The 14,055-nt window shown below is 66.9% G+C and carries 11 protein-coding genes; 5 read left to right on the forward strand and 6 right to left on the reverse strand.

Annotated elements, in window-relative coordinates:
- Window positions 1-184 precede the first annotated feature (184 nt).
- From QM470_RS11765 to QM470_RS11785, 5 genes are all read right to left on the reverse strand, one after another.
- On the reverse strand, window positions 185-751 hold the full coding sequence (locus QM470_RS11765) for a TlpA family protein disulfide reductase (protein WP_283339411.1): 567 nt from the start codon (window positions 749-751) through the stop codon (window positions 185-187).
- 18 nt (window positions 752-769) lie between these two features.
- Window positions 770-1,861, reverse strand: a complete 1,092-nt coding sequence (locus tag QM470_RS11770) for a transglutaminase-like domain-containing protein (RefSeq protein ID WP_283339412.1) — start codon at window positions 1,859-1,861, stop codon at window positions 770-772.
- Between the two features lie 262 nt (window positions 1,862-2,123).
- Complete coding sequence (locus QM470_RS11775) at window positions 2,124-3,932, reverse strand: sensor domain-containing diguanylate cyclase (protein WP_283339413.1); 1,809 nt, start codon at window positions 3,930-3,932, stop codon at window positions 2,124-2,126.
- Between the two features lie 92 nt (window positions 3,933-4,024).
- Entirely contained in the window at window positions 4,025-5,281 is a 1,257-nt protein-coding gene (locus QM470_RS11780; RefSeq protein WP_283339414.1) for a patatin-like phospholipase family protein, read from the reverse strand.
- A 75-nt stretch (window positions 5,282-5,356) separates the two neighbouring features.
- The gene (locus tag QM470_RS11785; protein ID WP_349307067.1) at window positions 5,357-5,950 is read right to left on the reverse strand and encodes a restriction endonuclease; all 594 of its coding nucleotides are present in this window, start codon (window positions 5,948-5,950) and stop codon (window positions 5,357-5,359) included.
- 134 nt (window positions 5,951-6,084) lie between these two features.
- Here QM470_RS11785 and apbC point away from each other — a divergent pair, with 134 nt between their 5' ends.
- The 5 genes from apbC to QM470_RS11810 all read left to right on the forward strand — a co-directional run bounded on the left by apbC (window position 6,085) and on the right by QM470_RS11810 (window position 12,214).
- Window positions 6,085-7,176 carry an iron-sulfur cluster carrier protein ApbC gene (gene apbC / locus QM470_RS11790; RefSeq protein ID WP_283339415.1) on the forward strand — a complete coding sequence of 364 codons (1,092 nt, stop codon included), beginning with the start codon at window positions 6,085-6,087 and terminating at the stop codon, window positions 7,174-7,176.
- Window positions 7,177-7,347: 171 nt separating this feature from the next.
- Window positions 7,348-8,319, forward strand: coding sequence for a LysR family transcriptional regulator (locus QM470_RS11795; protein ID WP_283339416.1), 972 nt, complete (start codon window positions 7,348-7,350; stop codon window positions 8,317-8,319).
- A gap of 311 nt (window positions 8,320-8,630) precedes the next feature.
- Entirely contained in the window at window positions 8,631-9,575 is a 945-nt protein-coding gene (locus QM470_RS11800) for an ornithine cyclodeaminase family protein (RefSeq protein ID WP_283339417.1), read from the forward strand.
- Window positions 9,576-9,746: 171 nt separating this feature from the next.
- Window positions 9,747-10,727 (forward strand): Bug family tripartite tricarboxylate transporter substrate binding protein, encoded by a 981-nt coding sequence (locus tag QM470_RS11805; RefSeq protein WP_283339418.1) that lies wholly within the window; start codon window positions 9,747-9,749, stop codon window positions 10,725-10,727.
- Window positions 10,728-10,738: 11 nt separating this feature from the next.
- Window positions 10,739-12,214 carry an N-acyl-D-amino-acid deacylase family protein gene (locus QM470_RS11810; protein WP_283339419.1) on the forward strand — a complete coding sequence of 492 codons (1,476 nt, stop codon included), beginning with the start codon at window positions 10,739-10,741 and terminating at the stop codon, window positions 12,212-12,214.
- A gap of 88 nt (window positions 12,215-12,302) precedes the next feature.
- Here the strand turns inward: QM470_RS11810 and QM470_RS11815 are convergent, their stop codons facing one another.
- Window positions 12,303-13,964 carry an L-lactate permease gene (locus QM470_RS11815; RefSeq protein WP_283339420.1) on the reverse strand — a complete coding sequence of 554 codons (1,662 nt, stop codon included), beginning with the start codon at window positions 13,962-13,964 and terminating at the stop codon, window positions 12,303-12,305.
- Between the last annotated feature and the right edge of the window lie 91 nt (window positions 13,965-14,055).

Here is a 14,055-nt window from a genome sequence, read left to right on the forward strand (position 1 = left end):
TGCGGAACTTTCTGATCGCTGAGGGGCGCACGGCAGGAGGCCGGGCACCGGTTCTGGTCACGTGGACGGCTGTAGGCAGCCGTCTGCGCCCCGCGGCGCACCAGAACCGGCCAATTCTAGGCGTTTGTGGCGCAGGCCGGTCGCACGGGGATTCTGGTGTGGGGTGGCGGGAGGCGCCAGGGGCTCAGCCCTGCAGCACCGTCTGCAGCGCGGCCTGTGCGTCGGCACCCAGCCAGTCGATTTCGCCCATGTGCCAAAAGCGCACCCGGCCCTGGGCATCGATCACAAAACTGGTCGGCAGGGCCATGCCGCCCCAGGCGGGCAGCTGGGTCTGGCTGCGGTCGAGCAGCACATCCCCGTGGAACGGCACGGCCTGCAGAAACTGCAGCACGCGCGCCGGCATTTCGCCGTGGTTGACGGCCAGCACGCGCAGGCCCCGGGCCTGGTGCCGGACGAGCAACTGGTTGAACTGGGGTATCTCCAGGCGGCAAGGCGCGCAGTAGGTGGCCCAGAAATTGAGGATCAGAGGGGTGCCCGCGAAATCGGACAGGCTGCGGCGGTTCCCGTCCAGCGCCAGGGCTTTCAGGGCCGGTGTGGCCTGGCGGGCAGGCCAGGGCGCCAGCCGGCCCACCGCCTCGGCTGGGGGCGAAGCGGTAGCTTCGCGGGCCAGGGCGTGGCTGCCCCAGGTGCCCCCAAGCGCGCCGGCCAGCAGCTGCAGGCAGTGGCGGCGGTTGGGGGGGAGGGGCTTCACAACGTCACCAAGGGCCGGTCAGGCCAGCTTCTTGGAGGTGATGCGGTAGGCGAAGTGGGCCGGATCCAGGCTGTCCAGGCGACCCTGGGCGGTTTCGCCATGGGGGTACATGAAGAAGCCCACGGTCTTGTCTGCACCGGGCAGGCGCACATCGGCGGCCGTGTTGTAGGCCATCCAGTTGCCTTCCCAGCCGCCGAACAGCATGGCACGGGCGGCGCGCACCTTGGGGGCGTCCTTGGGCAGGCCGCCGGGTTGCTCTTCCAGTGCGACCTTGGCCACGTCGGCGGGGTCGACCGGCACCCAGCCGTAGCCGTCGGCGTAGAACTCGGCGCGGCAGTGCTGCGCCTTGGAAATGTCGCCGCTCTTGCCCAGGCTCTTGAAGCCGTGCACGGAATCGTCCACGCGCACGCCGTACACGTCGCGGGCCGGCACGCCGCTGGCGCGGGAGAGGGCGGTGAACAGGCCGTTCAGGTCGGCGCACTTGCCCGACAGATTGCCGCTGGTCAGCGTGTAGCGCACGTCGCCTGTGCCGCAACCGGCCACGGATCCATTGCGCGTGCAGTTGGCCACCATCCAGTCATAGATGGCGCGGGCCTTGCCAATGGCATCCTGGGGCTTGCCGGCTTCGGCCTGGATCTTGTCGGCGGTTTCCTTGACGATGCCGTCCAGCGGTGCCAGCGAAGTGGGTTGCAGGTAAGGGCGCAGCTGCGCTGCCGACAGCTTGCGGGCGGTACCGGCGTTGCCCAGGTCGGTGGCGCGGTCCAGCACGGCGATGCGGCTGGTCACTTCCACGGTGTGGGCGGCGCTGGCATCGGCCCACTGCACGGCGATCATGCGGGCATCGGTGCCGGGGACGCGGTACAGCTCGGCCTTGGTAGCGCCGGGGGCGTTGAAGGACACGTCCACCGTGCGCTGGTAGCCCGGCAGTTCCGCAGCGGGCACAGGGATCCACACCTTGGACTGGGCGGTCTTTTCGCTCAGGTCGACGGTGGTGGTGATTTCAAAGTTGCGCCATCCGGCGGTCGTGGCAGAGACGGCAGCGAAGACGGAGCCAAAGCTGCCTGCGGACGCGGCAATGGTGGAGAGTTGGATAAATTGGCGGCGTTGCATGTGAAAGCCCTCACAAGTGGTGGTGATCGAAACACTTGCACATCCCGCCTGGCTGAAGGGGGCGTCGCAGCACGACCGCCCCAGGGCGCAAGGTTGCTCGGTCGCCGGAGGGCAATGGTGCAAGCGGGCTTCATGTCCGGGCCGCATCCATCGTTCCACACTGCAGGACCTGCAAGAGTGGCGCGATCGTAGCACCGGGCCGCCGACTGTGGCGGGGCCCTACGGGATCACCCTTGCAGGAAGGCGACCGTCCGGCGTGCGCCTAGCGCGCAGGGGGGCCGCGCCGGGCCTTGTCCTGGTACATCTGCTGGTCGGCCTGGCGCAGCAGGGTCTGCACATCCTGGCCGTCGGCCGGGTACAGCGCAATGCCCACCGAGGCGCTCAGGTGGACGGTTTCTCCGGCAGGAATGCCTTCCAGGGTGGTCAAGGGGGTGCTGAGCGCGGCGACCAGCTTGTCGGCCAGGGCGCGCGCCATCTCCGGTGTCTCCACGCCGCGCAGGACCACCACGAATTCGTCACCGCCCAGGCGCGCCACATGGTCAACGGCACGCACCTGCTGGCGCAGGCGCTGGGCCACTTCGGTGAGGGCGCGGTCCCCGTTGTCATGGCCCCAGCGGTCGTTCAGCGGCTTGAACAGGTTCAGGTCCAGGAACAGCAGGGCAAACGGCTGGGCCGATGCGGCGTCGCCCGCCGTCAGCGCGGCCAGCACGTGCTGCAGGGCGCTGCGGTTGGACACGCCGGTGAGGCGGTCGGTGAACAATTCCTGGCGCATGCCCTGGAAGGTCCGGGCCAGATCGCCCAGCTCGTCGCTGCGGCGCGAATCGATGGGGGTGTCGATGGCTCCCTGGCCCACTCGGCGCACGGCGTGCGAGAGCTGGTGCACCTCGTCGGCCACCTTGCCGAACACGCGCATGCCCATGATCAGCGCGCAGGCCAGTGCGAAGACGCCGGCCGCCGTCACCATTTCCACCAGGTTGGACACATCGGCCAGCATGGCGGTGCGGGGCACGGCCACCACGGCCACCCAGTTCATGCCGGCATCGTCCAGCACGCGGCGGTAGGCGACCAGCAGGTTCCGGCCCTGGCTGTCCTGCATGTGCATGGTCTTTCCGCCCACGGCCGATTCATCGTCGCGGGCGGGTATGTTGAACAGGTGGCGGATTTCCTTGTACACGCCTTCGATCAGCGGGTCGTTCACGCTGTGCACGGAAATGCGCTCCATCTCCCCGCTGTCCTTCTGGCGCACATTGGCCATGCCCGAGGCCGCCACCAGATCGCCGCTGGGCTCGATGATGAAGGCGCGGCCCTGCACGCTGTTGCCCAGTTCGTTGACAAAGCGGTTCAGGGCCAGCAGCGACACATCGGTGGCCACCACGCCCTGGAATTCGCCATGGGTGTTGAGCACGCGGCGTGCGCGCGTCACCACCAGATCGTGTGCGCTGAAGTCGATATAGACCGAGGTCCAGGTATGGCTGGGCGCGGCCTGGGCCTGCTGGAACCAGGGGCGGGTACGGGGGTCGAACAGCCCTTTTTCCGTGAACAGGAACTGTTCCTCGCCATCGATCTGCTCCAGGCGGAAATAGCGGCGGTGGGCGGTCGATTCGGTCTTGACCCGCAGCTCGGACGTATGGTCGTGCAGGCGTTTCAGGCCCACGCCCTGGCCGCGCAGATTGCCGTAGTACACATAGTCGTTGGTGCTGGGGTGCAGCGTGGTGGCGGCCCACAGGCGGTTGCGCAGATCCCGCCAGCCGTCTTCGATGCGTTCCGGCGCAGGCATGCCGGTGGGAAAGGCCGCTTCCAGCACGGCACCGGAGCCGCTGACATGGTGCACCACCGACTGGCCGATGCGGTTCACCATCTCCTGCAGCATGCGTTCTGTCAGCGACGACACGGTGCGGGCGCCGGCCCAGTAGGTGATACCCCCGATGGTGGCCGTCAGCAAGACGATCAGGCCGATATAGGGCAGGAGCAGGCTCAGTTTGAGCGTATTGCGCCAGGATTTGGGGGAGGCCGGTGCGGTGCCTGCGGGCACAGCGGGTGGTGCCGGGTCAAGGGCAGGGGAGTCGGGCATGGCAAAGAGGAAAAAGAACGGGCAGGCGATACCGCCAGCACGGGCGAGTCCCCCGGATTGTGGTGACAGACGGCGGCGGATCGCCCGAAGTCTCAGTGCCGCGCTCGGTTGTGGTGCGGCATAACTGCAACACCTCGGTCGTGCCAGCCGAAAAACCGCACCACGTCTTCCCGCTTTGCCAGCGTGTCGGCGCGGCCCAGCGCCATCAGCGCGTGGATGTAGGGGGGGATGAACATCAGGTAGCTGGCCAGGGCGGCGCCCTGGGCCTCGGGGCGCTGGCTGTCCACCCCCAGCACGCGCAGCAGGTTGCGCATGCCCTGCGGCAGGGCCGGCAGGTGGGTGGCCGCCAGGCTGTCCAGCCGGTCGCTGGGGTTGATGACCAGCAGTTCCAGCGGCCGCAGGTTGCTGCGGGCACGTTCGGCTGGGGGGATCAGCGACAGCGTCTGGTTGATGCGCAAGGCGCGCTCCACGTCCAGCGGCAGGGTGTCCAGAAAGATGCTGGACAGGGCGTGGCCGGCCATCTGTGCCGGGCTGGGGTAGTTGGCCGGCGGGAGCGGTGCCATGGACGGCTGTTCCCACATGCGGCCGGCACCCACCACCATCACGCGGTGGGCACCCAGGTGGATCACCGAAGACAGCGGCGCGGTGTGGCGCATGGCGCCATCGCCGAAGTACTCCTGCGGGGCATGGTGCGGCAGCGGTGTGGCGGGGAACACGAACGGAATGGCGGAAGAGGCCAGCAGATGCTCGTGGGTCAGCGTGGTGCGGCGCGAACTGCGCTGGGAACGCTTCCAGGGCTCCAGCTCGACCCGGGTATCGAAGAACGTCACATGCTCGCCCGTGGTGTAGCTGGATGCGGTGACGGCCAGCGCGTGCAGGTAGCCATGGTCCAGCAGGCCGGGGATGCGGTGCATGGGCAGCAGCTGTTCCAGGCGCTGGCGCAGCGGGCTGTTGTCCAGCAGGGAACGCGGGCGCATGCGGCGGCGGCTGGGCATGGCCCAGCCCAGCGCCAGCATGCCCAGCCAGTGCATGCCGGTGCGCAGCAGGCTGGGGTGGTCGGCCCGGTAGACGCTGCCGACATTCAGGGCGCGCCAGTGGCTTGCCAGGCGCTGCACGGCCAGATCGAAATGGTCGGCCCCGCAGGCCAGGGCCGTGGCGTTGATGGAGCCTGCCGAGGTACCGGCGAGCACGCCGAAGGGATTCGGCATGTGGTGGGCGTAGCAGGCCCGGCGCAGATCGGAAACGGCTTCCAGCACGCCGACCTGGTAGGCCGCACGCGCACCGCCACCGGACAACAGCAAGGCCGTCGTGGGTAGCGTGTACTTCGGTGAAGGAGGAATGGCAGGCATGGCCTGCACAGTATGGCGCCGGGGCGCGGGGATGGCAGTGCGGGCATCCCCCAGCGGTCGGTACCGGCGGGGCCGTCAGGCCGAGGGGCTGGGCTTGGACTTGGCTTTTGCCAGCAGCCCGGCCAGATCGGCGTCCTGCAGCACGACGATGTTCTGGTCGCCGGCAAAGGCGCGGGCGTTGTCGTGCAGCGGCTGCAGGGCAATGTAGACCGCGTCCTGCAGGCCTTCGGCGGTACGGGCGTTGTCCAGCAGCTTCAGCGGTTCCACCCCGTGGTGGGCTGCCTTCCAGCGCTTGGCGCAGACCAGTGCGGTCTTGCCCTGGCGCTCCAGGCGGAAGTCGGCGGCCGGGCTGCCGATGCGCTGCACGGTATAGCCTTCGGCCTTCCAGGCCGCTTCCAGCGTGGCGGAGAACTGGCTCCAGTTCTGGGCCGCGGCCAGGTCCAGCATGGCCTGCACGCGCGCCAGGCTGGGGGCGTTCAGCTGCCGCACCAGGGCCACGATGCCCACGGCGAAGAACGGTGTGGCCCCGAGCGCGCCCACCAGCTTGTAGTCCGGCGGCAGCAGGGCCAGGGCCAGCAGCACGATGGCCCCGGTGATGGCAAAGCTGATCCACCAGCGCGAGCGCAGCAGGATGGCGAACAGGGAGTTGGGGGCCATTTGGAACTTCACGGAGGGGACCTTTGTCGTCGGGGAATGCGCGAACGGAAGCCGGAGATTCTCCCGCATGCGCAGGGGGTGCTGTGCTTCGATAGACTAATCGACCCATACGTACAACAAACGTTCCCCTTCGAACCTCCAGAAGAATGTCACTCACCGAATCCAGCCTGCTGGCGGCGCTGACCAGCGTCCAGGACCCCCATACCGGCAAAGACTTTGTCAGCACCCGTGCCGTGCGCAATGTGCAGATCAGCGGTGGGGATGTCGCATTTGATGTGGAACTGGGCTACCCCGCCCAGAGCCTGGTGCCCGAGCTGCGCCGCGCCTTCATCGCGGCCGCCAAGACGCTGGCGGGCGTGGACAATGTCTCGGTCAACATTTCCACCAAGATCCAGTCGCACTCGGTGCAGCGCGGTGTGCAGCTGCTGCCGGGCGTGAAGAACATCATCGCCGTGGCATCGGGCAAGGGCGGCGTGGGCAAGAGCACCACCGCGGCCAATCTGGCGCTGGCGCTGGCCGCCGAAGGTGCGCGCGTCGGGGTGCTGGATGCCGACATCTACGGGCCCAGCCAGACCATGATGCTGGGCGTGTCCGGCAAGCCCGAGAGCTCGGACGGCAAGACCATGGAGCCCAAGATCAACCATGGCGTGCAGGTGATGTCCATCGGTCTGCTGGTGGACAACGACCAGGCCATGATCTGGCGCGGCCCCATGGCGGTGCAGGCGCTGGAGCAGATGCTGCGCCAGACCAACTGGAAAGACCTGGACTATCTGATCATCGACCTGCCGCCCGGCACCGGTGACATCCAGCTGACCCTGAGCCAGCGCGTGCCGATGACCGGCGCCGTGGTGGTGACCACGCCGCAGGACATTGCCTTGCTGGACGCCAAGAAGGGCATCCAGATGTTCGAGAAGGTGGGCGTGCCCATTCTGGGCGTGGTCGAGAACATGGCCATGCATGTCTGCAGCAACTGCGGCCATGTGGAACACATCTTCGGCAACGGCGGCGGCGCCCGGATGGCGGCCGACTACCACATCGACTTCCTGGGCTCGCTGCCCCTGTCCATGCAGATCCGTGAGCAGGCCGACAGCGGCACGCCCACGGTGGTGGCCTCGCCGGACAGCGAAGCCGCCCAGATCTACAAGAAGCTGGCACGCGACGTGGCGGTGAAGGTGGCACAGAAGGCCAAGGACTTCTCGGCCAAGTTCCCCACCATCACGGTGAGCCAGAACACCTGATCGGTACAGGGCAGGCACCAGGCGGTGCCAGGCTCCGACCGGCGCCGGGAGGCCTCCCGCGCCGGTTTTTTTGTGCCTGCTGCCCGGACAGAACCGGAGAGGCTGGCGGTAAGCTTGGCGCTGAAACCGGAGCATGGTGGCTGCCGGTGCAGTCCCCACCTTCCGCATGCCATGACTACTGATGCCCCGCGCCCCTTGCCCGCCACGCCCGCCGTTCCGTCGGTGGGTGTGGGGCGGGGAATTCCCAGTCTCACGGCCTTGCGCTGTTTGGACGCCAGCGCCCGCCTGGGCTCTTTCACGCGCGCGGCACAGGAGGTACATCTGACGCAAGGCGCCGTCAGCCACCAGATACTGAAGCTGGAGGAGGACTTGGGTGTGCCCCTGTTCGAGCGCAAGCGCAGCGGTCTGGTGCTGACACCTTGCGGACGGGCGTACTGGAATGATGTGCTGCTGGCGCTGCAGCAGCTGGAACGGGCCACCCAGAGCATCCGCATGCAGGGGGAGCAAGGCGGCATGCTGAACCTGAGCACGGCTTCCAGCTTTGGCACCTACTGGCTGCTGCCGCGCCTGGGCGGCTTTCTGGCCCGGCACCCGGAGGTGACCTTGAACATCTCCATGCACATCGGCGAGGTCGATTTCTCCAGCATGCGCCACGATGCGGCGGTGGAATTCAGCCCTGGTGCCACGCCGGAGCTGTGTGCCCACAAGGTGGCCGATGTGGTGGTGCACCCCTATGGCGCGCCCTTGCTGCTGGCGGAGCATGCGGGACAGCCATTGGCACAGCTGCTGCAGAGCGTGCCCCTGATCCACCAGAACACCTTGATGGAGGCCTGGCCCGGCTGGCTGGAGGTGGCGGGGCTGGCGCAGCAGGTACAGCTGGAGCACTGCGCGCGGGGCTCGCGCTACGACCTGCTGTCCATGGCGCTCAACGGGGCGATTGCAGGCCTGGGGGTGGCCTTGCTGCCCGGCTACATTGCCGATGCGGCACTGCAGACCGGACAGCTGCAGCGGCTGTCCGAGGTCTCATGGACGTCCTCCAAAGCCTATTACCTGCGCTTTCCCCGCTGGAAAAGCGGCCAGCCCGCGTTGCGCAAATTCTGTGAATGGCTGGACAGCATCCGCCCGCCTATGGCCATTCCCTGAGCTGGGGAGGAGCCGGCGCCGCGGGAGGTTGTTGGGTATGCATTGATTTGGTGCATCCAATGCTGCAGTGCACAGGTTGCGGATCCGGTTGTGGGCCACGCTGGGGCAGGGTTTTGCCGGGTGTGGCGCGTCGTGCACCAGACAGGGTTGCATGAATTCAATTGATGCTGCAATGAGAATCTTTGGTTTGCCCAGCGCATTGGCCATGCCATAAATTGGAGGCTTACCGGGTTTTGGGCATGAAGTCTGCATCGACCGCTTCTGCCTGCCGATGTCCGCAGGTTGATGTGCGAGAGAAAGTTGAATTGAACATGTCCCAGGGTCTTCCTTTGATCACCGACGCCGAAGTCGGCACCTTGCTGCAGCATGGTCCGCTGGTGGATGCGCTGGACGCTGCCTTTGCCGATCTGGCGCTAGGCGAAGCGGCGGTGCAGGCGCGCCACCGCATCGACTGCGGCCCTGCCAAGCTGAGCAATATGGGCGGCATCTGGCAGGCCCGCCACGCCGCGGCCGTGAAGTCCTATATCACCGTGGACGGGCAGTTCAGCTTTCTGGTGAACCTGTTCGATACCGCCCAGCGCAAGCCGCTGGCTGTGCTGGAAGCCAATGAGCTGACACGGTTTCGCACGGCCGCACTGACCCGCCTGGTGGCACGCAAGGCCACGGCAGGCATCACGGCCCCCCGCAAGCTGGCGGTGTTTGGTGCCGGCCTGCAAGGCCGTACCCAGGCCGAAGTGCTGTGCGAGGAATTCGATCTGCAGCAGGTGTGCTTTGTCGACCCAGCGGGCGACGCCGCCTGGGTGCAGGCCTTTGGCCAGCGCATGGGCGTCGATGCCCAGCTGTGCACGCCACAGGCTGCCGTGATCGATGCCGATCTGGTGGTGACGGCGTCCCGCTCCAAAAAGCCCGTGCTGGACGGCGAATGGCTCAAGCCCGGCGCCGTGGTGGTGGCGATGGGCACCAGCCTGCCGAATGGCTCGGAACTGGACGATGCCACGTTCCGCCGCGCCGGCCGGCTGCTGGTGGAATGGAAGCCGCAAAGTCTGGTCGAAGCCGGCGAAGTGGTGCAGGCCCTGTCGGCCGGGGTGCTGACGGAGGCCGACGTGGTGGACCTGCCCCAGCTCTACCGCGGCGAGGCCCCCTGGCGCCGCAGCGCCCAGGACATCGTGGTGTTCAAGTCGGTGGGCATTGGCCTGACCGATGTCGTGGCTGCCTACAGCGCCTGGCAGGCTGCCAGCGGCCGCACCAGCGCCTGAGCGCAGTGGCGTGACCGCAGCCGTGCTGCGGTGCTGCATTCCTTGGGAACCCCAGGCCCGGCAAGGGCTGCATGCCCGGCTGCGGCCGGGCAGGGGGAATGCCGTGCGCGCTTTCCGCTGATCCGTCTTTCTTTTTCTCCCCCTCTCCTACCCCCCTCTCGGAGTCTTTCCATGAAAAATCAGGTTCTGCGTCGCACCGCCGTGGCCGCTGTCGCCACCCTGGCTTGGAGCTGGTGTCTGGCCAGCCAGGCCGCCGAATGGCCCAGCAAGCCGCTGCGCGTGATCGTGCCTTCGGCGGCAGGCGGCAGCCCGGACATCGTCACCCGGTTGCTGGGCAATGCCCTGTCCAAGCGCCTGGGCCAGGCCGTGGTGGTCGACAACCGCCCAGGTGCTGCCGGCAACATCGGCATGCAGGCCGTGATGACTGCCGTGCCCGACGGCTACACCCTGGGCTATGCCAACAACGCCACGCTGGCCACCAACCAGTTTCTGTTCGCCAACCTGCCCTATGACCCGGCCAAACTGCTGCCGGTGATCGGTCTGGTGTCTACCCACAGCCTGCTGGTGGTGTCGCCGCGCCTGCCGGTGAAGACGGTGCAGGAGCTGGTGGGCTACGCCAAGCAGCATCCGGGGCAGCTGACCTTTGCGTCGGGCGGCAACGGCACGTCGGGCCACCTGGGGGCTGAAATGTTCAAGGTGCAGGCCGGCATCCAGGCGCTGCATGTGCCCTACAAGGGCGCTCCGCAGGCGATCAATGACCTGGTCGCCGGCAATGTGGACTTTCTGATCGACAACATCGCCTCCGTGGGGCCCATGGTGCAGGGTAAGCGCCTGCATGCCCTGGCGGTGACCTCGCGCACCCGCCTGGCCACCTTCCCCGATCTGCCCACGGTGGCCGAATCCGGGCTGCCCCAGTTCGAAGTGCGTGCCTGGGGCGGTCTGGTGATGCCGCCGGGTGCCCCTGCCGAGGCGGTGCAGCGGGTCAACAAGGAAATGAATGCGGTGCTGGCCGATCCCGAGGTGCGCGAGCAACTGGCCAAGATTGCCTTTGTGCCGCTGGGCGGCACGCCACAGGCCTTTGCCGAGCTGGTGCGCAGCGAGCGCGGCACCTGGCAGGACATCGTGCGCAAGAGCGGCGCGCGCATCGATTGAGGACGCTGGACATGGAACTGCAAACGGAACAGGCCTTGCCTGACGGCATCTGGGATGTGCTGATCGAAGGGGGCGAAGTCATTGACGGCAGCAAACGCCCGCGCTTCCGGGCCGATGTGGGGGTGGTCGGCGACCGCATCGTGGCACTGGGGGATCTGCAGGGGCAGCCGGCACGGCTGCGCATCGATGCCCGGGGCAAGATCGTGGCGCCCGGTTTTATCGATGCCCACACCCACGACGACCACGCGGTGCTGTGCCAGCCGGACATGGTCTTCAAGGTCTCGCAGGGGGTGACCACGGTGGTCACCGGCAACTGCGGCATCAGCCTGGCGCCCATGCGCGCGGGCCAGTCCTTGCCCGCGCCGCTGAACCTGCTGGGCGACGGCAGCCTGAGCTTTCCCACTTTCCGGGGCTATGTCGATGCGCTGAAGGCCCAGCCGGCCGCCGTCAACGTGGTGCCCATGGTGGGCCATGCCAATCTGCGCGTGCTGAGCATGGACGATCTGGGGCACAGTGCCACCGCGCCGGAAGTGCAATCCATGCAGGCCCTGCTGGAGGAGGCCCTAGACGCAGGCGCTGTGGGCATGTCCACCGGCACCTACTACCCGCCTTCGGCGGCGGCCAGCACCGACGAGGTGATTGGCGTGTCGCGCCCGCTGGGGCCCCGCCAGGCGCTGTATGTGACGCACATGCGCAACGAGGCCGAAGGCTGCATGGCCTCCATCGAGGAAACCTTTGCCATTGGCGAGGCGGTGGACACGCCGGTGCTGATTTCGCACCACAAGCTGATGCGCGAGCCCAACTTCGGCCAATCGACGGCCACGCTGGCGCGCATTGCCGAACAGATGCAGTGCCAGTGCGTGGCGCTGGACTGCTACCCCTACAACGCCAGCTCCACCATGCTGCACCTGGACGAGGCGCGCTTGCAGGGCAAGGTGGTGATTGCTTCCAGCGGCAGCCACCCGGAGATGCGCGGCCAGGAGCTGGGGGATATTGCCGCGCTGTGGGGCGTGTCACGGGCCGAGGCTTCGGCGCGCCTGCAGCCGGCCAGCGCCATCTACTTCAGCATGGACGAGGCGGATGTGCAGCGCATTCTGGCGTTCGAGCCGACGATGATCGGCTCCGATGGCATTCCCACCGGGGAGCAGCCCCACCCCCGCCTGTGGGGCACCTTCCCCCGCGTGCTGGGCCACTACAGCCGCGACGTGGGCCTGTTCCCGCTGGAGACTGCGGTGTGGAAGATGACGGGCCTGACGGCCAGCGTCTTCGGCCTGGCGCAACGCGGCCAGGTGGCGCCGGGCTGTTTTGCCGACCTGACGGTGTTTGACCCGGTCACCGTGCGGGACCGTGCCAGCTACGACCAGCCCAAGCAGGCGGCCGAGGGCATTGACTGGGTGCTGGTCAACGGCCAGCCGGTCTACCAGGCGCAGGCCTGTACGGGCGCCCGCCCGGGCCGGGTGCTGGCGCGCACGGTGGCGGCCGCCTGAGGTCCTTGCCCGCAGCCCTGCGGCAGCCGGTAATAAAAAAAGGCCCATGCAGTGCGCATGGGCCTTTTGTCTGGTGCAAGCCAGATGCTTAGTGGACGACCATCAGGTGGAACGGCCAGACATACGCCTGCAGCGTCACGAACAGGCCCATCAGGCAGGCCAGTGCGATCGAGTGGAAGAACACATAGCGCAGGATGTCGCCTTCACGGTCGAACCAGCGGGTGGCGGTGGAGGCCACGACGATGGACTGTGCATCGATCATCTTGCCCATCACGCCGCCGGAGCTGTTGGCCGCGCCCATCAGGTTGGGCGACAGGCCCAGCTGCTCGGCAGCCACCTTCTGCATGCCGCCGAACAGGACGTTCGAAGCGGTGTCCGAACCCGTCAGTGCCACGCCCAGCCAGCCCATCAAGGTGCCGAAGAAGGGGTAGAACACGCCGGTGTTGGCAAAGGCCAGACCCAGGGTGGTGTCGGTGCCGGAGTAGCGTGTCAGCGTACCCAGGGCCAGCATCAGCACAATGGTCAGCAGCGAGAAACGCACCAGCCAGATGGTCTTGAAGAAGGTGCGCACGATGGCGACCGGGTTGTACTTCATCACGAAGGCGCTGACGATCGCGGCCAGCAGGATGGCGGTACCGGTGGCCGACAGCAGGTTCAGCGTGTAGACAGCGCCTTCCTTGGTCGGGCCAGCCACCACGGGAGGCATCTTCTCGATCAGGTTGTGCAGGCCGACCATGGGGAAGGCGGGGGCGAACAGGCTGTTCAGCCAGGCCTTGACCGGAGGCATGCCCCAGATGAACACGAAGACCGACAGGATGACCCAGGGAGTCCAGGCAGCGATCAGCGCGCTCTTGCTGTGTTGCACGCGGGGCTGGGGCGGCTTGGCTTCCGAAGCGCTGATGTCCTTGCCGCGGATGGCGGCCGAGGTCCAGATGGTCTTGGGTTTCCACACACGCAGGAAGCCCACCAGGCTGGCGATGGAGACCAGGGCGGCGATGATGTCCACCAGCTCGGGGCCCATGAAGTTGGACACCAGGTACTGCGGAATCGCGAAGGACACACCGGCCACCAGAATGGCGGGCCAGATTTCCCACATTGCCTTGCGGCCGGCAAAGGCCCAGATCAGCCAGAAAGGCACCAGCACCGAGAAGAAGGGCAGTTGGCGGCCGATCATGGCCGTCACTTCCATCAGGTCGTAGCCGTGCACCTTGGCCAGCGTGATCACCGGTGTACCCAGGGCGCCAAAGGCCACGGGAGCGGTGTTGGCGATCAGCGACAGACCCGAAGCGGCCAGCGGCGAGAAGCCCAGGCCGATCAGGATGGCGGCGGTCACGGCCACGGGGGTGCCGAAGCCTGCGGCACCTTCAAAGAAGGCGCCAAACGAGAAAGCAATCAGCAGCAGCTGGATGCGGCGGTCTTCCGTGATGCCGGACAGGGAGTCCTGCAGCACCTTGAAGCTGCCGTTTTGTTCGGTCAGCTGGTGCAGGAAGATGATGTTCAGCACGATCCAGCCGATGGGCAGCAGGCCGGTGAACGCGCCAAACAGCGCGGCACGGCCGGCCATGTCGGCGGGCATGTTGTACACAAAGACGGAAATCAGCAGGGCGGCGACCAGGCCGGCGCCCGCCGCAATATGGGCTTTCATGTGCAGAAAGCCAAGACCCACCAGCATGACCACGACCGGAATGGCAGCCAACAGCGTGGAAATCCACATGTTGCCCATCGGGTCATAGATTTGTTGCCAAACCATGATTGAAACGCTCCCAAGTTATCTAAGTTGTTGCGGGCGCAATGGTCATCGGTGGCCTGTTTTCAAGGTCTAGTGGAAACCCTGGGTTTTG

It is taken from the genome of Comamonas sp. 17RB, assembly GCF_030056555.1.
In the GTDB taxonomy this organism is placed as follows: domain Bacteria; phylum Pseudomonadota; class Gammaproteobacteria; order Burkholderiales; family Burkholderiaceae_C; genus Comamonas; species Comamonas terrigena.

Coding starts and splice junctions, on each gene's coding strand:
- QM470_RS11770 (WP_283339412.1), bottom strand. CDS start 1,861: ATGCAACGCCGCCAATTTATCCAACTCTCCACCATTGCCGCGTCCGCA.
- QM470_RS11775 (WP_283339413.1), bottom strand. CDS start 3,932: ATGCCCGACTCCCCTGCCCTTGACCCGGCACCACCCGCTGTGCCCGCA.
- QM470_RS11780 (WP_283339414.1), bottom strand. CDS start 5,281: ATGCCTGCCATTCCTCCTTCACCGAAGTACACGCTACCCACGACGGCC.
- apbC (WP_283339415.1), top strand. CDS start 6,085: ATGTCACTCACCGAATCCAGCCTGCTGGCGGCGCTGACCAGCGTCCAG.
- QM470_RS11795 (WP_283339416.1), top strand. CDS start 7,348: ATGACTACTGATGCCCCGCGCCCCTTGCCCGCCACGCCCGCCGTTCCG.
- QM470_RS11800 (WP_283339417.1), top strand. CDS start 8,631: ATGTCCCAGGGTCTTCCTTTGATCACCGACGCCGAAGTCGGCACCTTG.
- QM470_RS11805 (WP_283339418.1), top strand. CDS start 9,747: ATGAAAAATCAGGTTCTGCGTCGCACCGCCGTGGCCGCTGTCGCCACC.
- QM470_RS11810 (WP_283339419.1), top strand. CDS start 10,739: ATGGAACTGCAAACGGAACAGGCCTTGCCTGACGGCATCTGGGATGTG.
- QM470_RS11815 (WP_283339420.1), bottom strand. CDS start 13,964: ATGGTTTGGCAACAAATCTATGACCCGATGGGCAACATGTGGATTTCC.